The organism is Candidatus Hydrogenedentota bacterium (genome assembly GCA_013359265.1).
Taxonomy (GTDB): Bacteria; Hydrogenedentota; Hydrogenedentia; order Hydrogenedentales; family SLHB01; genus JABWCD01.
The window spans coordinates 18,792-40,217 of record JABWCD010000011.1; the positions used below are offsets into that span (position 1 = coordinate 18,792).

21 protein-coding genes are annotated in these 21,426 nt (G+C 61.0%); 16 read left to right on the top strand and 5 right to left on the bottom strand.

Annotation, left to right across the window (positions count from 1 at the left end):
* Positions 1-8: 8 nt before the first annotated feature.
* Positions 9-1,082, bottom strand: coding sequence for a hypothetical protein (locus HUU46_11440; GenBank protein ID NUM54248.1), 1,074 nt, complete (start codon positions 1,080-1,082; stop codon positions 9-11).
* A gap of 178 nt (positions 1,083-1,260) precedes the next feature.
* On the opposite strand from HUU46_11440, the gene recO reads away from it, so the two are divergent.
* From recO to lepB, 3 genes are all read left to right on the top strand, one after another.
* A complete protein-coding gene (gene recO / locus HUU46_11445; protein ID NUM54249.1) occupies positions 1,261-1,914 on the top strand; it encodes a DNA repair protein RecO in 654 nt (217 codons plus the stop codon).
* 247 nt (positions 1,915-2,161) lie between these two features.
* Positions 2,162-3,979, top strand: a complete 1,818-nt coding sequence (lepA, locus tag HUU46_11450; GenBank protein NUM54250.1) for an elongation factor 4 — start codon at positions 2,162-2,164, stop codon at positions 3,977-3,979.
* Positions 3,980-5,413, top strand: a complete 1,434-nt coding sequence (gene lepB, locus HUU46_11455) for a signal peptidase I (GenBank protein ID NUM54251.1) — start codon at positions 3,980-3,982, stop codon at positions 5,411-5,413.
* 6 nt (positions 5,414-5,419) lie between these two features.
* Here lepB and HUU46_11460 read toward each other — a convergent pair whose 3' ends face one another.
* Positions 5,420-6,427, bottom strand: a complete 1,008-nt coding sequence (locus tag HUU46_11460) for a hypothetical protein (GenBank protein NUM54252.1) — start codon at positions 6,425-6,427, stop codon at positions 5,420-5,422.
* A 115-nt stretch (positions 6,428-6,542) separates the two neighbouring features.
* Entirely contained in the window at positions 6,543-7,067 is a 525-nt protein-coding gene (locus HUU46_11465) for a MarR family transcriptional regulator (protein ID NUM54253.1), read from the bottom strand.
* Positions 7,068-7,176: 109 nt separating this feature from the next.
* Between HUU46_11465 and HUU46_11470 the strand changes: the two genes are divergently transcribed.
* The 6 genes from HUU46_11470 to HUU46_11495 all read left to right on the top strand — a co-directional run bounded on the left by HUU46_11470 (position 7,177) and on the right by HUU46_11495 (position 11,259).
* Positions 7,177-7,425, top strand: coding sequence for a DUF2191 domain-containing protein (locus tag HUU46_11470; protein NUM54254.1), 249 nt, complete (start codon positions 7,177-7,179; stop codon positions 7,423-7,425).
* On the top strand, positions 7,422-7,850 hold the full coding sequence (locus HUU46_11475; protein NUM54255.1) for a PIN domain-containing protein: 429 nt from the start codon (positions 7,422-7,424) through the stop codon (positions 7,848-7,850). The genes HUU46_11470 and HUU46_11475 overlap by 4 nt, the downstream gene beginning before the upstream one ends.
* A gap of 58 nt (positions 7,851-7,908) precedes the next feature.
* Positions 7,909-8,409 carry a GNAT family N-acetyltransferase gene (locus HUU46_11480; GenBank protein NUM54256.1) on the top strand — a complete coding sequence of 167 codons (501 nt, stop codon included), beginning with the start codon at positions 7,909-7,911 and terminating at the stop codon, positions 8,407-8,409.
* Positions 8,406-9,383, top strand: coding sequence for a ketoacyl-ACP synthase III (locus tag HUU46_11485; protein NUM54257.1), 978 nt, complete (start codon positions 8,406-8,408; stop codon positions 9,381-9,383). Before HUU46_11480 ends, HUU46_11485 begins: the two co-directional genes overlap by 4 nt.
* Before the next feature lie 115 nt (positions 9,384-9,498).
* Positions 9,499-10,467, top strand: coding sequence for a peptidyl-prolyl cis-trans isomerase (locus tag HUU46_11490; protein NUM54258.1), 969 nt, complete (start codon positions 9,499-9,501; stop codon positions 10,465-10,467).
* Between the two features lie 18 nt (positions 10,468-10,485).
* On the top strand, positions 10,486-11,259 hold the full coding sequence (locus HUU46_11495) for a hypothetical protein (GenBank protein ID NUM54259.1): 774 nt from the start codon (positions 10,486-10,488) through the stop codon (positions 11,257-11,259).
* A gap of 6 nt (positions 11,260-11,265) precedes the next feature.
* On the opposite strand, the gene HUU46_11500 is transcribed toward HUU46_11495, so the two are convergent.
* Complete coding sequence (locus HUU46_11500) at positions 11,266-11,412, bottom strand: hypothetical protein (GenBank protein NUM54260.1); 147 nt, start codon at positions 11,410-11,412, stop codon at positions 11,266-11,268.
* 350 nt (positions 11,413-11,762) lie between these two features.
* Here HUU46_11500 and eno point away from each other — a divergent pair, with 350 nt between their 5' ends.
* The 7 genes from eno to HUU46_11535 are packed head-to-tail and all read left to right on the top strand — an operon-like array spanning position 11,763 to position 20,123.
* Positions 11,763-13,070: a phosphopyruvate hydratase gene (eno, locus tag HUU46_11505; protein NUM54261.1), complete on the top strand. Its 1,308-nt coding sequence runs from the start codon at positions 11,763-11,765 to the stop codon at positions 13,068-13,070.
* Positions 13,071-13,081: 11 nt separating this feature from the next.
* Positions 13,082-13,393 carry a hypothetical protein gene (locus tag HUU46_11510; protein NUM54262.1) on the top strand — a complete coding sequence of 104 codons (312 nt, stop codon included), beginning with the start codon at positions 13,082-13,084 and terminating at the stop codon, positions 13,391-13,393.
* 12 nt (positions 13,394-13,405) lie between these two features.
* Entirely contained in the window at positions 13,406-14,380 is a 975-nt protein-coding gene (locus HUU46_11515; protein NUM54263.1) for a PhoH family protein, read from the top strand.
* Positions 14,377-16,872, top strand: coding sequence for an HDIG domain-containing protein (locus HUU46_11520; protein ID NUM54264.1), 2,496 nt, complete (start codon positions 14,377-14,379; stop codon positions 16,870-16,872). Before HUU46_11515 ends, HUU46_11520 begins: the two co-directional genes overlap by 4 nt.
* Positions 16,872-17,336: an rRNA maturation RNase YbeY gene (gene ybeY, locus HUU46_11525; GenBank protein ID NUM54265.1), complete on the top strand. Its 465-nt coding sequence runs from the start codon at positions 16,872-16,874 to the stop codon at positions 17,334-17,336. The genes HUU46_11520 and ybeY overlap by 1 nt, the downstream gene beginning before the upstream one ends.
* 55 nt (positions 17,337-17,391) lie before the next feature.
* Positions 17,392-18,888, top strand: coding sequence for an HlyC/CorC family transporter (locus HUU46_11530; GenBank protein ID NUM54266.1), 1,497 nt, complete (start codon positions 17,392-17,394; stop codon positions 18,886-18,888).
* The gene (locus HUU46_11535; protein ID NUM54267.1) at positions 18,885-20,123 is read left to right on the top strand and encodes an HlyC/CorC family transporter; all 1,239 of its coding nucleotides are present in this window, start codon (positions 18,885-18,887) and stop codon (positions 20,121-20,123) included. The genes HUU46_11530 and HUU46_11535 overlap by 4 nt, the downstream gene beginning before the upstream one ends.
* Positions 20,124-20,375: 252 nt before the next feature.
* Here the strand turns inward: HUU46_11535 and HUU46_11540 are convergent, their stop codons facing one another.
* Positions 20,376-21,383: a helix-turn-helix domain-containing protein gene (locus HUU46_11540; protein ID NUM54268.1), complete on the bottom strand. Its 1,008-nt coding sequence runs from the start codon at positions 21,381-21,383 to the stop codon at positions 20,376-20,378.
* Between the last annotated feature and the right edge of the window lie 43 nt (positions 21,384-21,426).

Genomic DNA, 21,426 nt, shown 5'->3' on the forward strand with positions numbered 1-21,426 from the left:
AGCGGCTGCTAATAGCGCGATTGTTGCTTCTGGTCAAGCCACTTTGTGAACTGCTCTTCGTACCCGCTGTAGACGATTTCCCCGGTGACAACCCCGTCCGCGGCCGTCGTGGCGCCGGTCACCGTGATCTCGTCCTTCTCGCTCTCCGATTTCGCGATATCGCGCAGGCCATCGACGATCGCCGTCGCGGCTTCGATACTTGCCTCATCCTTCACGCGCGCAACGATCGTGATTTTGAAATCGCCTCCCTCGGTGAAATCTCCGTGCGCGGTTATCTCCGATGCGTACAGGAGCAGCCCCAACGCGGACGCGTCATTGTTCCCGGCCTGTTCCGTCGATTCCGCTTCACCTTCGCCCTGGGTTGTTTCGCCCTCGGAAGCGGCTTCCGGGGCAGCTTCGGCTGCCGGTTGAGCATCGGCGTTGGCCGCGGCGGTCGAACTCTCTGCCGCCGTTCCGGGTTCGACCCGGATAAAGGGTTCAAGCGCGAGGATTGCTTCACCGCCGTCGTTGCGAATCACTACCTCGAGCACGTGGCCGCCGGTCAGCTTCGGCGGCACCCGCGGCGCCGCCTCCGGCCAATGTTCCGCCGCAATCGATTCCGTCTCCGGTTCGACGGCGCCTTCCCCGCGCAGAATAATCGCGCCCTTCTCGCGTGTGAACGCCGGCGTAAGCAATGTGTCGATTCCCCTCATGCCGCCCTCCCGCTCGAGTTCCTGAAGCGGCAGTGCGTCTTTATTGCCGAACATGAGCATGAAGGCTGGGCCCAGATGTTTCGGACTGCCCGCAAACGTAACTGTGCGCTTTTTCCGTGCGGCATCGAGGTCCACGACGGCGCCCAGCTCGTGCGGCAAAAACCAGCTCCACCGCTGCCCCTGTTGATCGATGAGATTGATGAGTTCCTGGTGGTTGGGGTCGATTACCATGGCGGCGACCGAGTCTTCGGTCAGAAACGTCGCGACAGGCACCCGCGGGGCGCTGTCGATAATGTCAAAGACATACAGCGGTACCACCACGACAAGCACGACCAAGAGCACCATGCACACCGCGAACACGACCAGCGCTATGAGACATCCCCGATTCATCGCGATACTCCACGTTGGAAAACCCGCGCCACTATACCACGGCGGGCCGCGTCCGTTTGCGTTGCCCGCGGGCCCATTGGTATGCTTTCAGCCTGTGTACCCGCCGTGGTTTGAACTCGTTTCCCCGCGTAAAATCAACGCGGTCAGGCGTGCGTTGCGCGCGCCGCGAGGATAAGCCATGGCCCGGGAACGCAGCGAGGCGATCGTCGTGCGCGGCGTGGATTTCAGCGAGACCAGCCGCATCGTAACGTTTTTAACACCGGCGCGCGGTAAGCTCGCGTGCATGGCCGCGGGCGTGAAACGCGCGAAAAGCCCTCTGGCCGGCGCGCTCGATACGTTCAACCGGCTCGAGATCGTGTATTACTGGAAGGACGGGCGCAGCGTGCAGAAACTGGCCGAAGCGGCCGTTCAGCACAGTTTTCCGGGCCTGAAATCGGACCTGGCCAAGAACGTGTTCGCCGCGTTTCCGCTCGAGTTCGCGTACAAAGTCGCGCAGGAAAACGAGCCGTCGCACGAGTTATATGCGACGCTGGTGGCCGGTCTCCATAATATGGAGTCGTGGTCCGGCGCGGCACGGACGCACGCCGCGTGGCAAACGCTCCGGCTGCTGACCGCCGCGGGCTTCGAGCCGGACTTGAGCAGCGCCGCCGCGTTCGAGGCGCCCGTCGATGCGCGCGCGTTAAACGCTTTGCGCGAGATTGCGGCGGGCGGCGCCTGTTCGGTGTACGACGATAGACCGGAAGCGTTCGACGCGATTGCGCGGTACGTTGTTCGGCACGTCGATTCGGAATTTCGCAGCCTGCGCGTGATCGGGCAGATGTTTCAGAAATGATCGCGGCTGATGCAAGGGAATTCGAGTTCTCGATTACGAGTCGTCATGAAGCGGAGCTTCTCCCGCAGTCGACGCGCATTAGAAAGGTAACGTGCTCGTGCTCGTGAGTCGTCATCGTACTCGTAGCTCGATCCTCGATAATCGATTACGAATGACGAGCACGAACAGTCGTGAAAATGGAGATTTGCAGAGTAGCACGAACTTGCGGTGCGCGTGATCGCGTGCACCGCAAAAGACCCAGATTAGTATGGCAGCACCGATAGAAAAAATCCGCAACTTCTGCATCATTGCGCACGTCGATCATGGCAAATCGACGCTGGCCGACCGTTTCCTCGAAGTCACCAAAGCGGTCGAAGAGCGGAAGATGAAAGAGCAAACGCTCGATACGATGGACATCGAGCGCGAGCGCGGCATCACGATCAAGTCCGTCGCGGTCCGGCTCAACTACACGTCCACGAGCGGCGAACCGTACGTGCTGAACCTGATCGACACGCCGGGCCATGTGGACTTCTCGTACGAGGTGTCGCGCAGCCTGGCCGCGTGCGAGGGCGCGTTGCTGCTCGTGGACGCGGCCCAGGGCGTCGAAGCGCAGACGCTTGCGAACGCTTACAAGGCCATCGACCAGAACCTCGAAATCATTCCGGTGATCAACAAGATCGATCTGCCGAGCGCGGACGTCGAATCGTGCCGGCGCCAGATTGAAGACGTGATCGGGCTGGACGCGAGCGAGGCAATCCTCGCCAGCGGAAAAGAGGGCACGGGCGCCATCGAGGCGCTCGAAGCGGTCATCAAGCGGGTCCCCGCGCCGAAGGGCGACCGCAAGGCGCCATTGCGCGCGCTGATCTTCGACGCGAAGTACGACGCGTACCGTGGCGTTGTAATCTACATTCGAATGATGGAAGGCCGCATCACGCCCGGCACAAAAGTGATGATGATGTCTAGCGGCATCAAGTACGAAGTGGTCGAACTCGGCTTCTTCACGCCGGAAATCACGCCGTCCGACAACCTCGAAGCCGGCGAAACCGGATACCTCATCTGCAATATCAAGACACTGCAAAGCACCAAAATCGGCGATACCGTCACCGACGCGCTGAACCCCGCGAAAGAGCCGCTGCCCGGATACAAGGAACCGCAGTCGGTTGTGTTCTGCGGCATGTATCCCGCCGTCGCGAACGACTTCGAGGAACTGCGCGGCGCGCTCGAAAAGTTGCAGCTTAACGATGCCTCGTTCAAGTACCAGGCCGACATGTCCGACGCGCTCGGCTTCGGGTTCCGCCTTGGGTTCCTTGGCCTGTTGCACATGGAAATCATCCAGGAGCGCCTCGAGCGCGAGTTCAACCTGACGCTGGTGACTACGGTGCCCAACGTGGCGTACCGCGTCACGAAGAACGACGGCGCCGTGCTCGTCATCGAAAACGCGTCGAAGATGCCGATACCCAACGACATTCAGACGATCGAAGAGCCCTACATCGAGGCCGAGATTATCACGCCGACGGAGTACCTCAGCGCGGTGATCGAACTGTGCAAGAAGAAACGCGGCATCCACGTGAAGGTCGATTACCTCGACGCGAAGCGCTGCCTCGCGATTTACCAGATGCCGCTGTCGGAGATCGTGCTCGACTTCTACGACAAGCTGAAGTCCTATACGCGCGGCTACGGCTCGCTCGAATACCAACTGATCGGGTTCCGCCCGGGCGACTTGGTGAAACTCGACATCCTGCTCAACGGCGAAGCGGTGGACGCCCTCTCCTCGATCGTACACCGTGACCGCGCGGAGTGGATGGGCCGTCAGCTCGCGTCAAAACTGCGCAAGCTCATTCCGCGCCAACAATACGAAGTCGCCATCCAGGCGGCGATCGGCAGCCGCATCCTCGTGCGCGAGACCGTTTCCGCGCTGCGCAAAAACGTCACCGCGAAATGCTATGGTGGCGATATTACGCGCAAGCGCAAACTGCTCGAAAAGCAGAAGGAAGGCAAGAAGCGCATGAAACAGGTCGGCTCGGTCGAAGTGCCGCAGGAAGCGTTCATGGCGCTGCTCCGCGTCGGCGACGAGGGAGAGAAGTAAATGGCGGCCAAACGCACCGGGGACGAATCGGCGGCCGCGGGCGTGTTGAGGCCCATCGCGTCCGCCATCCAGGTCATCACCGGCCCGTGGACGCGCGAAAATGGCATGAGCTGGATCAAGCTCATTTTCTTCGTATTGACGGTGTGGTGGCTGCTCATCCAGCCGTTCCGCATACCGTCCCAGTCCATGTTCCCGACGTTGAACGGCGATCCGCGGTTCTTCGTCGGCGATCGCGTGTTCGTGAACAAACTGGCGTTCGGCCCGCGTGTCCCGTTCACGACGACTCGTTTGTGGAAATGGGGCGAGCCGCGCCGCTTCGACGTCGTCGTGTTCCGCGCGGTCGCGGACGATTCGCCGAACGACACCACATTTCAGCGTGCAATGAACTTCTTTTTGCCGAAAGTTCTAATCAAACGCGTGATTGGCCTTCCCGGCGAACACGTCCACATCGACAATGACAGCGGGCGCATTCATATCAACGGCCAGCCTCTCGATTTGCCCGAGGAAATGAAAGCGATTCCGGTAAGGTACACGAGCAGGGTCCCCGATTATTTGACTCTTCCGATTGAGGAGATCGTGCGTCAAGTCCGCGAACAAGGTGGCAGCGAGAAGGACGTGACCGACCTGCGCCAAGCCTATGAGAACTTCACATCCAATCCGCAGACAACGAAGTATGCCTGTCTTCCGGACGAGAAATACTCCGTCGTACCCCAAGGGCATTACCTTGTGCTCGGCGACAACAGCGAGAATAGCGCCGACAGCCGGTGTTGGGGCTGGGTTCCGGAAGACTATCTGTTTGGCCGCGCGTTTTGTGTATGGTGGCCGATCAAGCACCGCAAAGACCTAAGCGGCTTTACCGATACGACGTGGGGCCTCATTCTCCTCTTCGGGATTCCCGGCATTCTCCTCGCCTACGAATTCGTCATTCGCCCGTTCTGCGCGGTGTCGTTGCGCGTGCGCGGCGCGGGCATGGCCGGCGTGCTGCTGCGCGGCGACCGCGTCCTGATCAACCGCCTGGCGTTTGGATTGCGCAGGCCATTCTCCGACAAACGCATCACCGCCGGCCGGCACGTCAATCGCGGCGAACTCGTGGCGTATTTCGTGCCCAGCGGCGACGGAATCGACTACTCCGGCGAGGCGCTGCTCGGCAAGGTCGCGGGGTTGCCGGGCGATTCGATGACGGTCGAGAACGGAGTCATCGCCGTCAACGGCCAGTCCACCGGCGTCCGCTTCGACAACCAGGACAAGAGCGGCCCAATCAGACTTAAGAAGACCGCGACCGTTCCCCAGGGCCGCTACCTCCTCCTCAGCAGCAGCGAAAACGCCGCTCCCGACAGCCGCGCCCTCGGCTTCATCGCCCACGACCTCCTCATCGGCCCGGCCACCCGCGTGTGGTGGCCGCCGTTCCGCTGGCGTTCGCTGACGTCGAGATGATGCCGCCTAACGGGTCGCCGCTTCCGAAACTTCCTTGATGTGGTTCAACACGCGCATGTGAATGCCGTGGATGATGTGGTCAGACCACAGCCGCCAATACCACGCGGGATACAAGCCGTGGCTGTACCACGTGGTGCCTTCAATCCTTGTTCCGCCATCCGCCAACGGGACCAATCTGAACTGTCCGCGCTTCGACTCCATGTACCCGTGCAGGTGCGGCGTGTCGATGGGACCAAAGAGCCCGCGCTCGATCATGGGCGACGCGTTTTCGATCACCGCGAACCGCAGCAGGCAAGGCGGCTCCCAAATCTCAATCGGTTCGACGAAGTCGCCCGTATTGAAGATGCACCGCCGAATCGCCCCGGCGCCTTCTCTGTCGATCGTCGCGTGCATCGGATACGCGATGCCCGCGCGAAACATGAACTCGGTCGGCTCGTCCAACGGCGGAAACGTCACCACGTTCTGCCACACCGTCTCCGGCGGAGCCGCGACATCGATGAACGACTTCACTTCGTACACCGGTGCTATCGGCTCTATCGCAAGCTCGACACCCATCATCAGCGGCGCAATCGACAGGATGGTGGCGAGCGTCAAAAACTTGTTCGCGGTCCACGTCACTGTCTTCTTGACGATCCAGCCCACGGCGAGTCCCGCCGCCAGAAACGGGAGCGCAATCGGTATGGCCATGGCGATGCATAACATGCCTTCCGCGAGCGAGACCAAGAGCGCCGCTCCCACCGTCGCAAGTAACATGACGCCCAGCACGGCGGAGATGACGAACAGGATTACATTCTCCATTAAGGTGCCCGACTCTCCAACGATATAGGCGGCGAGTAGGCCGCAAGCGATCGGAATTCCCACAAACGTGGCGAACCCGTATACGCCTATCCATTCCGCGTTTACTCGGATGAACAGCACGGAAACGAAGACAAACATGACCACAGCGAGTAGACGTGGAAAAGTAATGAGCCTGCGGCGACTTGGAGTCGGGTTGGGCGAGTTTGAAGGATGCATAAGCCGGTCTCCTTACGAAACTAACGAATATTTCAGAAATCCTTGAAAGCAAGTAGCGCAAAAAAACCGGTCCGGATTGGGTGCTGGTTTCCCTCGTATCGTGCCGAGCCGGTCATCACGACGCCTTCTCCGCGAACTGGGCCACACGGTCCCCCATCCGCGCCAAACGAACGAGCAGCGGCAGCGGCACACGTCGAACCTGGTTGTACCAGTGCGACATTGTGTCGAAGAATTCGAGCAGTTCCTTGAGGCGCTCGCGCTCGAGCGTGCCGCCTTCGCTTTCCGCGGCGGCTACGCATTCGCGCAGCATATCGACCGTGGGATCGACCTCGCGTCGCTTGCGTTCGTCTAGCACAACCATGAACATTTCCCAGACGCTTTTCATCGTCTCGAAATGGTCGCGGCGGTCGCCGAGGATGTGCACCGTTCTGACGATGCCCCACCCGTTCAATTCCTTGAGGCTCATGCTGACATTGGATCGGGCGATGGAAAGCGTTTCCGCGATTTCATCCGCTGGCAACGGCTTGCCGCAGACGTATAAAAGTGCGTGAATCTGCGCGATGCTGCGGCTAATGCCCCAGGCCGCGCCCATTTCGCCCCAGTGCAGGACAAATTTCTGCATCACAGGTGTAAGGACCATCCGAACATCTCCTTTGTATTTCAATTATATCTGAAATTTCTGTATTTTGCAACGACCATTCAACTCTTGCCGTTGACATCAATGCATCATAAACTCTATGATTAGGTGTATGAGAACCACCCTGACCTTGGACGATGATGTGGCCGCGGCGCTACTGCAATTGCGGAAGTCACGCAACTCGACCTTCAAGACTGTCGTGAACGAAACGCTGCGAGACGGACTATACGAACTGACACAGCCCAGGAAAGAGAACAAACCGTTTCGCACCAGGGTCTTTGATATGGGGCCCTCGCTTGTAGGCAATCTTGACAATATCGGCGAAGTGCTGGCCATTGCAGAAGGCGAAGACTATAAGTGATCCTCGTCGATGCAAACTTGCTCATCTTTGCATCGAACAGTTACTTCCCGCAGCACGAACCCGCCCGAGAGTGGATTGATCGCCAGTTAAGTGGCCCCGTTCGAGTGGGCATCCCGTGGGCGAGTGTGATGGCCTATCTGCGGATCGTGACCAATCCCCGCGTAATGACGCGGGCAATTGGAATGGCTGACGCTTGGGCGCAGGTGCTCGGCTGGCTCGCGTCCGATGTTGTGTGGACGCCGGAACCTACGGAGCACCATACGGCTACGTTCGCGAAGCTAATCCAAGAGACGACCGTCACCGCTAATCTTGTCTCCGATGCGCACCTTGCCGCGCTGGCGATCGAACATGGATTAACCCTCTGCTCCACCGACGGCGACCTTGCGCGGTTTCGCGGGTTGCGCTGGCAGAACCCTATCGCGTAGCGCCGTTACCATCCGCCGGCATATACTGCGCGGCCTTTACATTCGATTCCGTGCAGTCATGATCGCAGTCCGCAAATACCGAGACGACGATGTCCCCATCATCGCGCGCTTGTATTACGACACGGTGATCCACGTCAACGCGCGCGACTACACGCCCGAGCAGATCAAAGCGTGGTCGCCGGACGTATGGCCGGACTCGTTTTGGCGCGAGCGTTTTCAACGCGCGCACAGGGTGTTCATCGCGGAAATCGGGACCAAGATCGTTGGGTTCTCCGAATATCACGCCGATGGTCACGTCGATACGTTCTATGTACACCACGAACACCAGGGACAAGGCGTGGGACGGCGGCTGATGCAATGCATCGAGGACGAGGCCGCGCGCACCGGCATCGAAAAGTTGTATCTTGAAGCGAGCATCACGGGCCGGCCATTCTTCGCGCGAATGGGTTTCGTCGTGGTCGGCGAGATGGTGAAGGAATATCGGGGCGCGGTGTTTCGTCAGGCGCTCATGGAGAAACGATTGTATCCAGATGCCAAAGAACCCGGTGCTTTCGCATGAAGGCACGAATCGTCGGCACCGGACATTACCTGCCCGAGCGCGTGCTCACCAACACGGACCTCGAGCATTTCATGGACACCACGGACGAGTGGATTCGCCAGCGCACGGGAATCTTGCAGCGCCACATTGCCGCGGACGACGAGGCGGCAAGCGACCTCGCCATGCACGCCGGCGCGCGCGCGCTTGAGGCCGCGGGCGTGTCCGCGGACGAGATCGACTTTATCTTTTGCGCCACCCTCACGCCGGACTATTTCATGCCGTCCTCCGCGTGCCTCATGCAGCACAAGCTCGGCGCGAAACGCGCCGGCGCGTGCGACATTAACGCCGCGTGCTCCGGCTTCATCTACGCATTGCAGCACGCGGACGCGCTGATCCGCGCGGGCGTGCATCGCACGGTCCTCGTCGCCGGCAGCGAGATCATGACCGCACGGCTCGATTGGACCAAACGCGACACGGCGGTCTTGTTCGGCGACGGCGCGGGTGCGGTTGTCGTGCAGGCGCGCGAAGGCGACTCCGGCGTGCTGTCGACCTACACCGCGTCCGACGGCGGTGGCTACGATATCCTCATGGTGCCGGCGGGCGGCTCGGCGCAAGTCATCACGCCGGAAAACATCAACGCGCTGAATCGCGGTATCCTCATGAACGGCCGGGAACTGTATAAACGCGCGATCCACGCGTTCGGCGACGCCGTCGAACAGGCCCTGCGCCGCGCCCACGTCAGCGTGGACGATATCGACATCTTCGTGCCGCACCAGGCCAATCGCCGCATCATCGCCGCGGCCTGCGAGCGCATCGGCCTTCCGGAGGAAAAGATATTCCTCAACCTCGACCAGGTCGCCAATACCAGCGCCGCGTCGATCCCGATTGCGCTCGACCAGGCCTGTTCACAGGGCCGCATCCGCGAAGGTTCACTCGTACTGCTGGCGGCGTTCGGCGCCGGTCTAACGTGGGGCTCCGCCGTTATTCGTTGGTAAACTCACGCTTCGTTTGCCGGAATCGCGCGCTTTTGTTATGCTCTATCTCTCTGGCGCCCGGACATGGTGGGATTGCGCCAGCCAATTCCAGTACCAACAACGGACACCCTACGCTATGCGCACGATAAACGTATTGGCAGCAACCTCGCTTCTCGCGTTTGCCGGGCTCGCCGCCCGCGCGGACATTGTCGATCAGGTTGTCGCAACGGTCGACAAGGAAGCGATCTTGATGAGCGACCTGATGGCGGAAATCGGGCCGCAACTTCGCGACCTGCGCGCCCAGGCCACCAGCCAGGCCGACCTCGATCAACTGCTCGCCCGGAAGATGCGCGATACCCTCGACCAGGCGATCGAAAACCGCATTCTTCTGCGCGAGGGCCAACTCGCGGGGGTCGTGATAGACGATGCGACCGTCGATCAACGCTTCGAGGAGTTCAAGCGCCTGTATCCGTCAAACGACGAGTTCATGGCGGACATCGAAAAATCGGGGCAGACCGTCACGGACATCAAGGAGCGCCTCAAGAAGCAGATGATTGCGCGTACAATGGCCGCGCGAAAAACCACGGAACTGGAAAAAGGAATCACGATCACCGAATCGGAAATCGCGCAGTTCTATCAGGACAACAAGAACAGTTTCCAGCACGCGGAGCGCGCGCGTTGCTCGCAAATCTTTTTGCCGGCGGGTAACGATCTCGCCGAGCGCGACAAGGTCCGCGCGCAGATGGAACAACTCAAAGACGAAATCGCCAACGGCGCGGACTTCGCCGAACTGGCCATCGAGCACTCGAAGGCCCCCGGTGCGGAAGACGGCGGCATCATCGGTTGGGTGCAGCGCGGCGACCTCGTGGGCCGGCTCGACGAGGCGGCATTCGCCCTCGGCGAAGGCGAGGTCAGCGGCGTCATCGAAACCGATCAAGGTTTCCATCTCGTGAAGGTCGAGAAGAAGGAAGCAGCGGGCCAGGCCACCCTCGACGACGTGCGCAAGGACATAGAACCGCAACTGCGCAGCGCCGCCGCCGCCGAAAAGTTCAAGAAGTGGATGGAAGACTTGCGCAAACGCAGCAGCGTGCAAGTCTTCATCTAGCCCGGTTGCGCGTGCGCCATGTTGGGCCGCAGCCTGAAGATGGCGTTCTGGATTTTCCACGACCACCTCGGCCTGCTGCTGCTCGTCAATCTAATCTGGGCCGTTGCTGTGGCGGCGCCCATTGCGATCGCCCTGCCGCCAATCTACTCGGGTGATTTCGAGTTGGCCCTGGTTATCGGCGCTCCCGCCTTCTATATCGCATTGTTCCTGCTTAATCCCGTTGTCGGCGTCGGCATCGTGCAACTCATCAAAGTCTTCATCGACACGCGCGATGGATCTCTGGCCGACTTTCTTGACGGCATCCGCCGCTACGGGTTGCGCGCGGCGTTGCTTGGGTCTTGCTACGCCGTCGCGGTGGTTGCGCTGGGAACGAGCACGTGGTTCTATGCCTCGAAACTGCAATCGACGGCGCCAATTCTCGGCTATGGAATCAGCGCATTGGCACTGTGGTGTCTCGCGATGCTCGGATTGACCGCGCTCTTCGCGCTCCCCGCGCTCGCCCAACGGAAGACCGGTGTGTTCGCAACGATGAAGCTTGCGGCGCTGCTCGTGCTCGCAAACCCGCTACTCGCTGTCGGCATGGCGATCCAATGCCTAATGTTGGCCATCGTTACGGCGTGCCTGTTGCCACTCTTCTTCGCGGGCTTTGGCTCGGCGATCCTGTGCATACAATCCGCGGCCTATGAACTGCTTTCGAGAAAATACGCCGCGAACGACGGCAGCACACCCGGCGCCAATGACGACTACCTCAATCGCGGGTTGCGGGATCTATTCTTCCCGTGGAAATCGTAGCGAACGCTACGAAGAAGTGAGGACGCTGAAGAACAGCGAGCCAAAACCGGCAAGTACGTTTGTCGCCAGTAATTCGCGCTTTATGCGGAGAATCAGCGAACTCGAACCGAGAACGACTCCGGCAACCGCGCAGACGACTACAGCGCCCCACATGATCGACAACCCCGTTGTGGTGGATCCCACCCCGGGGGTCACCGCACCGCTGACCAGACCGTTGAGAAGCCGGAGCGCACCAACTCCCCCAATTCCCCATAAAACCGTCCCCGGCAGGCCTAATGAAAGCCACCGCCTGAAGGTTGTGGGTGAGATCGCCGGACGGGGTTCAATCATGGGCTACCCCCAACGTACGCGACATAATTATAGCAGAGCATGGCTTTAGCGGCAATCATAATACGACTAATTAGTATATTTATCATTTAATCGACAACTTTGACAATAAAAAACTATTTGAACCAAAATCCCATTGTTCGGTAAACTATCTGGAATTGAAGGAGATCTGACCCATGACTCGCATTACTGGTATCGTTGGCCGCGAGATTCTCGATTCTCGCGGCAACCCGACCGTTGAAGTAGATGTGTTTCTATCGAGCGGCGTGGTGGGCCGCGCCGCCGTACCCTCCGGCGCATCGACCGGCGAGCACGAGGCCGTCGAACTGCGCGACAAGAACCCCAAGCGCTACCTTGGCAAGGGCGTCGAGAAGGCCGTGAACAACGTGAACGGCGCCATCGCCGAGGAGCTTCTCGGTATGGACGCGCTGAACCAGCGCGAGATTGACCGCACGCTCTGCGCGCTCGACGGCACGGCGACCAAGGGCAAGCTCGGCGCGAACGCGATTCTCGGCGTGTCGCTCGCCACGGCGAAGGCCGCCGCGCAAGCCGTCGACCTGCCGCTGTACAAGTACGTTGGCGGCCCGAACGCGCACGTGTTGCCCGTGCCGATGATGAACATCCTCAACGGCGGCGCGCACGCGGACAACAACGTCGATATTCAGGAATTCATGGTGATGCCCACCGGCGCAAAGACTTTCAAAGAGGCCCTGCGCATGGGCACGGAAGTGTTCCACGCGCTCAAGGCCGTATTGAAAAGCAAAGGCCTGAATACGGCCGTGGGCGACGAAGGCGGCTTCGCGCCGAACCTCTCGTCCAATGCCGAGGCGCTCGAGGTCATTCTCGTCGCCATCAAGAACGCGGGTTACAAGGCTGGCAAGGACATCATGCTTGCGCTCGATTGCGCCTCGTCCGAGTACTACAAAAACAAAAAGTACGTGATGGCTGCGGAGAAAAAGCCGGAACGCACCTCGAGCGAGAACGCGGCGTTTCTAGCCGATCTTGCTGAGAAGTATCCCATTATCTCGATTGAAGACGGCATGGCCGAAAATGACTGGGCCGGTTGGAAAGAGTTGACTGACAAGGTCGGCGATTCCGTCCAGCTTGTCGGCGACGACCTGTTCGTCACGAACACGGAATACCTGAGCAAGGGCATTCGCGAGGGTGTCGCAAACTCGATTCTCGTTAAGGTCAATCAGATCGGCACCTTAACCGAGACGCTCGACGCCGTCCAGATGGCGCAACGGGCCAAGTACACCGCCGTCATATCCCACCGTAGCGGCGAAACCGAGGACGCGACCATCGCCGACCTCGTGGTGGCGACGAACGCTGGCCAAATTAAGACGGGTTCCGCCTCCCGCAGCGACCGCATCGCGAAGTACAATCAGCTCCTGCGAATCGAGGAAGAACTGGGCAGCCAGGCGGAATTCTTGGGTGGCGACGCCTTCTATAATATACTGGGAAAAGGACGGGGCGGTAAGTAGCGAAGGACGCCATGCGCATACTTCCGAGCAAAGGGTACGTTCTCGCGTTGGCGCTTTCAGCCGCGTTCGCGGCGGCCTATGCCCTGCAACGCGATTTGCCGGCCCAGTACCGGTTTTACGAGAAGACGGAGGATTACACGGCCAACATGCGTGTCGAATACGACGCGCGCGTGGCCGAGGAGCAGCGGCTGGTCGATCGGGTCGATGGGCTGGAACGAGACCCGATCGAGATGGAGGAGAACATCCGCCATCAACGCCAGTTGGCGCGTCCGGGCGAGCGGGTGTTCCGCATCGAGCCCGGTCCGGCCCCCTCCTCTCCGTAGGGAGCGGCTTGTCTGTCGCACGAACTGGTCTTAAATAGCCAAGACGAAGCGATAAAACTTCTTGGCAAGAACGGTGAAATCCGGAAGCGTATTCAAGAATCCGCGCCGGGAGTACACATCGTGGATCGCGGCACGGTCGTGCGAATCCACGCAGATGACGACGCGGATGCGTCGGCCGTCCATCGAATGTTTTCCAACATGCTTGCCGCCATACGCAACGGCGACACCGTTTCGGCGCAGGACGTGCCGTTCGCCCTATCCGAGGCCCGCGAAGGACGCGCGGCATCGCCCATTGCGGCAGTCTCGTCGCCGCGCGGTTTGCGCACCGAACTTGCCATCAAACCGCGCACGCGCGGCCAGGCGCACTACCTCGACGCGATCAAGGGCCACGGCGTAACCCTGGTGATCGGGCCGGCGGGAACGGGCAAGACCTATCTCGCCATGGCCGCGGCCGTCTCCGCGTTGCTCAACAAAGAAGTGAATCGCCTGATTCTGACGCGCCCCGCGGTCGAGGCTGGCGAGAGCCTCGGCTTCCTGCCGGGCGATTTGCAGCAAAAGGTGAACCCCTATCTGCGCCCCCTATACGACGCGCTGTACGCGATGGTGGACGTCGAGCGCGCGCGCCGCATGGTCGAGCGCGAGGTCATCGAGGTCGCGCCGCTCGCGTTTATGCGTGGCCGCACCCTGAATAGCGCCTTCGCGATTCTCGACGAAGCGCAGAACACGACGCCCGAGCAGATGAAGATGTTCCTCACGCGCCTCGGCGAAGGGTCGCGCGCGGTGATTACCGGAGACGTAACGCAAATCGACTTGCCGCGCGGCACGAAGTCGGGCTTGGTCGAAGCGCAGCGCATTCTGAAAAACACGGAAGGCATCGCCATCGTACACCTGCACCGAAGCGACGTCGTGCGCCACCCGCTCGTGCAGAACATCATCGACGCGTACGAGGCCGCCGAACACCACGCGGAACACGGTAAACAGTCATGATCGGGCAGTTTCGCAAACGGCATCAGTTGAGCCCGGGCATCTACCGGGGCCAGCAACAGGACGACACGCGCAGCCGCGAAACCAGGTTGCGGCGCGTGCTGCTCGCGGTTGCGCTGGTGTTCCTCGTGATTGCGGTAACGAAACAGCTCAACTTTGGAACGAGCGCGGACAAACTGGATTACGACGGCCGCTTTCCCGCGAAGGAATCGCTCATTGCCGAGTTTGGGTTCGAGAGCGAAGACGTCGAAAAGACGCGCGAGGCCCGCGAAGCGTCCGCGGCGCGCGTTCCCGATTCGTTTCATGTGGACGCCGAGTCGGTTAAGCGCCAACTGGGTCAATTCGATACGTTCGTCGCGAAAGTCAATGCGCTCAAACCCGAAGTCGAAAAGGCCGTTCTCGCGGTGCGCGCGCGCGGCGAATCCGGCGCGTCGGAAACGGCCGCGATAAGCAAGGCCGTCCGCGAAATCGCCGACGCGGCCGTCACGAACGACGAATTGCTGCGCGCTACAAAGCCGGAGCACTTGGCCGTGTGGCTGACACCGCGCATGCCGGCCCCCGCCGAACCCAAGCCAGACCCCGCCACGGAGACGAAGACAGCAACCGACGCGCAGGGCGCATCCCAACAGGCGCCGATCGAGCTCGCGCACGCGCAAGCGTTGGCGGCCGCGGCGAGGTCGGGCCTCGAGTACGTGCTCGCCTACGGCGTCCTCAAGCCCGGCGAGCGCGGCAGCGATTTTTCGAAGGACCCCGACCGCCGCATCTACATCACGCGCGACGTCCCCGCCGCCGGACAATACGGCGAAGACGAGATTCCGCTTGCGCAGGCGTATACGCTCGAAACGGTGCAGGCGGAACTGAAGTCGCGCATTGCGAAGTCAACGCTCGATGCCACAAGCACTGGCGTGCTTCCCGTTGATCGCGTGCGGTTGCAGGACGCGGCGTTCGAGGTGGCGCGCCAGTACTTGGTCGACACCCTCCACTTTGACAGCGATCGAACGAACGTGATGCGCGAGGCCGCGCGACGCGAGACCGAACCCGTCATGCGCGAGATCATGGCGCAGGAAGAGATACAGCGAAAAGGCCAGCGCTGGACGGCGCAGTCGCGCATGGACGCGAAAACCTACATGGAGATTAAGTCGCGCACCGACCGGCAGACGGCCGGCATTACGGGCGCGATTTTGGCCCACACGCTCTTAGTGGGATTGGCCTTGTTCGCGTTCGTCCGCGCGATGCCTTGGCTTGAACGGAATCCCGACCAGCGCTTTCAGATGCTCTGCCTCGCTTTGTTGGTGATGTGCGCAACGGCCGCGACCGGCCGCATCGTGTCGTATTTCGCCGATAAAGGCCTCGTCGTCCCGGCGGCGGCGGGCGCCATTCTCCTCGCAATTCTTACGAACGCACGGCTTGCGGGCTTCACCGCGATCGTCACATCGCTGCTGCTCTCGATTCAGTTCGGCTACAGTTGGCAATTGCTCGTCGTTTCCGCGGTGATGTCGCTCACCGGCGTGATGAGCATCTACAAGGTGCGCAAACGCAGCGACATGGGTAACGCCGCCGTAAAAGCGACATTCGCGGGAGTCATCGTCACGCTCGCAATCTCGCTTGGGCAGGATTCCATTCTCTCCAGCTCGGCGCTGTCCACGGTTTCGTACTCGCTCATGATGGTCGCCGTAAACGGCGTACTCTGTCTTGGCCTGGTGCCGGCCCTGCTGCCTTCCCTGGAAAAGCTTTTCGACATTACGACCGACATCCAACTGCTCGAATACTCGGATTTGAACAACCCGGTATTGAGCCGCCTCGCAATGGAAGTGCCCGCAACTTACGCACACAGCCTGATGATCGGGCAACTCGCGGAGGCCGCGGCGGACGCGATCGGCGCGAACGGCCTTATGGCGCGCGTCTGCGCGTACTACCACGACATCGGCAAGATGAAACGCCCCGAATACTTCGTCGAGAACCAGACCGGCGCGAACATCCACGACGAGCTGTCGCCGCGCTTGAGCGCGCGGGCGATCGCGTCGCACGTGTCCGAAGGCGCGGAGATGGCGCGCGAACTGCACCTGCCAAAACCGATCATCGACGGCATTCTCGAACACCACGGCACGTGCCTTATCAGTTTCTTCTACAAGGAGGCCGTCGCGCAGGCGAAGCATGGCGGCGTCACGGAGGCCGACTTCCGCTATCCCGGGCCGCGCCCGCGCTACCGCGAAACGGCCATCCTGATGATTTGCGACGCGGTCGAGTCCGCCGTGCGCACGCTGAAGAACCCCAACGAAGAGCGCGTCCGCGAAATGGTGGACCGTATCATTGCAAGCCGTGCCAGCGACCGCCAGTTCGACGAATGCCAACTTACGTTGAAGGACCTCGACACCATTGCGGAAGTGCTCACCAAGCGTGTCGCATCGACGCAACACCGCCGCATCGCGTATCCGGAACAAAAGCCCGAAGCGCCCGCGGCGAACGTCATCCCGCTGTCCGGAGGCCAGGAGTAGTGGGCGTTACGCTCGCCGTCCGGAACGCGACTTCGCGCGCCAAGTGCTACGAGAAACCCGCATTGAAGGCGATTGCCGAAAAGGTCTGCGCGGGCGAAGGCGTCCCGGGCGACGTGGAAATCAGCGTGCTGTTCTGCACCGACGCATCGATTCGCAATTTGAACGTGCGGTACGGAGGCAAAGACGAGGCCACCGACGTCCTGGCCTTCGAACAATCCGGCATACATCCCGAGGACGGCCCGCGTCCGTTGGGCGATATTGTAATATCGCTGGACACCGTCCACGCGCGGTGCGGCGGAAAGGCCAAGGCCATGCGGGACGAAGTGAAACTGCTCTTTTGTCATGGCCTGCTTCACTTGATAGGGTTCGACCACAACGACGCGCGCGGCCGGCAGGCGATGATCGATCGGCAGGCGAAGTACTTGGGATGCTCGCGCGGCGACGCGTGGTTTCGCGGCCATTAACTCCGCGGTGCAGGGGACGCAGCGATTGAACACGGACATTGGGCGGCGTAGCGGTATGTCGCGTCGAATGCTTCTGCTGGCGTGCTGCGGCTTGACCATAGCGTTTGCCGTATGGGCGCTGCCTTCAGGCGATGACCCGTTGCCGGCGCCCGCAAACACGCTGGACGAAACCGCCGCCAACGTGGGCGCCGCGATCGCCATCATTCCCGATGCGGCCGAACCGCTGTTCTCAAGACATTTCCCATTGCCGGTCCTCTTGGGCGTGGGCGCCCTCCTCCTGTGCTCGGCTTTCTTCAGCGGCTCGGAAACAGCGTTCTTCTCCATCAACCGTCTGCGCATGCGAAGTCTGAAAGAGGAAGGGACCGTGACCGGGACGCTCATCGCGCAAACGATGGAGCATCCGGGCCGGCTCCTTACGACGATCCTGATCGGCAACATGATCGTCAACACCCTTACCGGCATTATTCTGGGAAGCCGTGCGGAAGAATTCGTTCGCGAACTCGTGCCCACTCTTCATCCGGTCGCCTCATACATCATCGCCGTGTCGATTGTGACGGGCCTGCTTGTCTTCATCGGCGAGATATCGCCGAAGGTATTCGCCGTGCAGGCCGGTGAACAGGTCGCGCGCGTGGTGGTCTTTCCAATCCTCGCGGCGGACCGTGTCCTCGCGCCGATGCGCGACGGACTACTGGGGATTACAAACCTCCTCTTCAAAATAACGCGCTTTCACGAATTGCGTGCCGCGCCGTTCATCACCGACGAAGAATTCAAGTCCGCGCTCACCGATGGCGAGGTGCAAGGCGCGATCGAGGAAGACGAGCGCCAGATGATCCAGGGCATTCTCGAGTTCAGCGACGCGCAATTGCGCGAGATTCTCGTGCCCCGGCAGGACGCCGTATCGCTTTCGGAGGATTCGACCGTCGCTCACGCGCACGCGCTGTACCGCGAGCACCACTACTCGCGAATGCCCGTGTTCCGCGAGAGCCTGGACCAGATCGTGGGCACGCTCGTAGTCAAAGACCTGCTTCCATTCATTGCTCACGGCGAACAGGACCGAAAAATTCAGGGCCTGATTCGACCTCCGCATTTCGTCCCCGCGACAATGACCGTGCAGCAGTTCGTGCGCGATGCACAGCGCCACCGCACGCATCTCGCCGTCGTTGTCGACGAATACGGCGGCACCGCGGGTATCGTGACGCTCGAAGACGCGATGGAGCAGGTCGTCGGCGACATCATGGACGAGAGCGAACAGGATGAGCCGGGCTTCAAGCAAATGGAGGGCGGCGTATACGCGTTGGAAGGAGATTTCTCCCTCGACGATCTGAATAGTCTTCTGGGTACAAGCTTGCGTGATGCGGCGCACGAGACCATCGCCGGATTCCTGATGCACCACTCCGAGAAGGTCTTGGAGACCGGCGACACGCTCGAAACCGACGGTGTCCGCTTTACCGTCGCGGAGTGCGACGGCAAGCGTGTTTCGAGCGTCTTGGTTCAAATGCTGAAGAACGTTGATGCGCCGGTGCCGGCGGTAGAAGGCGCTCCCGCGCCATGACGGTATCCATCGCACTTACGATCCTGTTCGCGTGCGTCGTGTTTCAGGCCCTTTTCGCCGGATACGAAACCGGCTTTGTATCGTTGAACCCGCTGCGGATTCGCTTCCTGGCGGAGGAGGAGGGTCGCGACCGCGCCAAACGCCTGCTCCGCTACGCGAGTAAACCGGATCAGATGCTCGCGATGCTGCTGATCGGCACCAACATTGCCACGGTCGTCGCCTCGATAGCCCTTGCCCGCGTGTTTTCCGAAGTGGCCGCGCTGCTCATCGCTACGCCGCTCTTCCTCGTCTTCTCCGAAATCGTCCCGAAAAGTATCTTCCGCGCGCATCCGAATCGGCTGTCGTTGTGGTTTCTTCCGCTCATTGAAACCTGGTACGTCGTTCTCGCCCCCATTGCGGCGCCCATCTCGTGGATCACCCGCGCCATGTTTCGCGGCAAGGGACATCACATCAGCCCGCTCATGACGACGCGCGAGGACGTTCGCGTGCTCGTGGACGAAAGCGCCCACCACGGAAACATCGCGCCGGAAGAGCAGCGTATGATTCACGGCGTCATCAACCTGCAAGCGACGCAGGCAAAGGAAATAATGGTACCGCGCATCGACATGCAGGCGTTGCCGGACACGGCGACGCGCGCGGAGTTGCTCGCGCTGCTGGTGGAGTCCGGGCGCACGCGCGTGCCGATCTATCACGACAGCGTCGACTCCGTTACCGGTGTGGTCAATGCCCACGACGTGCTCATCGACGGCACGCCTGAGGTGCGGGACATCGCGCGGTTCGTGCGGCCGGTCATGCACGTGCCCGACACGATGAAGGTCGACGATCTCTTCCAAGAGATGAAGCGACAGAAACAGCACATGGCGATCGTCACCGACGAATACGGCGGCACGGACGGATTGGTTACGATCGAGGACATCCTCGAAGAAATCTTCGGGGACATCCAGGACGAACACGACCGCGAAGAAAGTCAGATTCATCTCGTCGGACCCGGCGCCTACGTCATCGACGCGCGCACGTATCTCGACGACGTCTCGGAAGCGATCAACTACGAAATCGCGGACCCGGAGGTCGAGACGATAGGCGGCTGGCTCATGCGCGTTGCCGGCCGCATTCCCGTCCAGGGCGAAGTCGTCGCCAGCGGGCGCCTGCGCGCGACCGTGCTCGACGGAACGCCAAGCAGCATCAACAAGATTCGGCTCGAAGTGCTGCCGGAGCCGAAGGGGATAGATGGGTGAGCGTGCGCGGCGCGGGGGTGGTAGAGTTCAGGGAATCACGTGCCGGGAGTGCGCGCGACATCGAGCCAGGATCTCTTTGTGTTCATACTCGTGCTCGTGCTCGTGTGTCGTCATCGTACTCGTAGCTCGTTTCTCGATCATCGGATAACGATTACGAGTGACGAGCAGTAGCACGAGCACGATGGGTTGCCCGCGTTCTTGTTTGCGAAACAGCACGACCACGACAAGCAACCGCGCAATACGCGATACGCGCTACCGGCAGTGCGCGCGAAACTCGCTCGGCGTGTGGCCCGTGATGGTCTTGAAACGGCGCGAAAAATAGTTGCCGTCCGGGAACCCGCTTCGTGCGGCGACTTCGCCGATATCGAGGGTCACGTCGCGCAAAAGCTTGCACGCGAGGGCGATGCGTTGCTCCGTGAGAAAGGCGGTGAACTTCGTCCCCGTCTGGCGATGGAACAGGCTCGAAAAGTGGTTTGGCGTCATGCGCGCCGCGCGCGCGACATTGGCGACCGTAAACGGCGCCGCGGGATTCTGCGCGACGATTGCCGTAACGATCTCGGATAACGATGTGCCGTTCGCGACAGTGCGCGATGTAACCGATCCTTCGCATGCCTGGGAAAACACTTCGCGCAGATCGCGGTCTAACGCGCGCGTGGAGTATGCCGCCGCGGGAACGTTCGTAGCCGGCGTTCGGTTTGGCGCGCAGATCGACCGCGCCAACTCCGCCAGCGCGCTCGCGGCCAAATCGACAATCGCCTTGACGACGGCCTGTTTCTCGGTCTCGAGTTCGGGGAGACTCTGGTAGACCTTGCGCAATTTCGTCTTGTCGATGGGCACGTCTTTTATGTGTCTTCGCGCCGCTTGCCAGCCCCTCCTGCGGTCCGGCGCCGCATACGCGCAGGAACTGACTACGACGAACTGACCCCCTGCTTCCGCGGGTTTAACCGCCGGGGCCGCGACGATCGAAATCCCGCCATGGCAGCAATAATCGCTCACGCCGTGGTAGCAGGCGCGCATCGCCACGAGGGATCGGCACGCCGAGCACCGCCGCGCCCCTTCTTCCGTCGCCCGCATCGCCTGGCAAAACGGCGGCAAGTCCGATTCGTGGCCGTCGAGGCCGATGCGAACGATTTCGCCGTTGCGTTGGCCGAGAATGAGTAGCGTGCTGCCGGTGATTTCACGGGCCATGCGCGAGAGTTTGCGCATGACCGGATCGCGCTGGACCGCCCCGGCGAGGCGGTCGAATTCCACGGTATTCATGTCTATCCCCCACATTTTTCTAGCATAGTTTTGGATAGGACTT

Bases quoted from the DNA above. Each gene is read 5' to 3' on its own strand.
- HUU46_11440 (NUM54248.1), bottom strand. From the start codon at position 1,082: ATGAATCGGGGATGTCTCATAGCGCTGGTCGTGTTCGCGGTGTGCATG.
- recO (NUM54249.1), top strand. From the start codon at position 1,261: ATGGCCCGGGAACGCAGCGAGGCGATCGTCGTGCGCGGCGTGGATTTC.
- lepA (NUM54250.1), top strand. From the start codon at position 2,162: ATGGCAGCACCGATAGAAAAAATCCGCAACTTCTGCATCATTGCGCAC.
- lepB (NUM54251.1), top strand. From the start codon at position 3,980: ATGGCGGCCAAACGCACCGGGGACGAATCGGCGGCCGCGGGCGTGTTG.
- HUU46_11460 (NUM54252.1), bottom strand. From the start codon at position 6,427: ATGCATCCTTCAAACTCGCCCAACCCGACTCCAAGTCGCCGCAGGCTC.
- HUU46_11465 (NUM54253.1), bottom strand. From the start codon at position 7,067: ATGGTCCTTACACCTGTGATGCAGAAATTTGTCCTGCACTGGGGCGAA.
- HUU46_11470 (NUM54254.1), top strand. From the start codon at position 7,177: ATGAGAACCACCCTGACCTTGGACGATGATGTGGCCGCGGCGCTACTG.
- HUU46_11480 (NUM54256.1), top strand. From the start codon at position 7,909: ATGATCGCAGTCCGCAAATACCGAGACGACGATGTCCCCATCATCGCG.
- HUU46_11485 (NUM54257.1), top strand. From the start codon at position 8,406: ATGAAGGCACGAATCGTCGGCACCGGACATTACCTGCCCGAGCGCGTG.
- HUU46_11490 (NUM54258.1), top strand. From the start codon at position 9,499: ATGCGCACGATAAACGTATTGGCAGCAACCTCGCTTCTCGCGTTTGCC.
- HUU46_11495 (NUM54259.1), top strand. From the start codon at position 10,486: ATGTTGGGCCGCAGCCTGAAGATGGCGTTCTGGATTTTCCACGACCAC.
- HUU46_11500 (NUM54260.1), bottom strand. From the start codon at position 11,412: ATGTGGGGCGCTGTAGTCGTCTGCGCGGTTGCCGGAGTCGTTCTCGGT.
- eno (NUM54261.1), top strand. From the start codon at position 11,763: ATGACTCGCATTACTGGTATCGTTGGCCGCGAGATTCTCGATTCTCGC.
- HUU46_11510 (NUM54262.1), top strand. From the start codon at position 13,082: ATGCGCATACTTCCGAGCAAAGGGTACGTTCTCGCGTTGGCGCTTTCA.
- HUU46_11520 (NUM54264.1), top strand. From the start codon at position 14,377: ATGATCGGGCAGTTTCGCAAACGGCATCAGTTGAGCCCGGGCATCTAC.
- HUU46_11530 (NUM54266.1), top strand. From the start codon at position 17,392: ATGTCGCGTCGAATGCTTCTGCTGGCGTGCTGCGGCTTGACCATAGCG.
- HUU46_11535 (NUM54267.1), top strand. From the start codon at position 18,885: ATGACGGTATCCATCGCACTTACGATCCTGTTCGCGTGCGTCGTGTTT.
- HUU46_11540 (NUM54268.1), bottom strand. From the start codon at position 21,383: ATGAATACCGTGGAATTCGACCGCCTCGCCGGGGCGGTCCAGCGCGAT.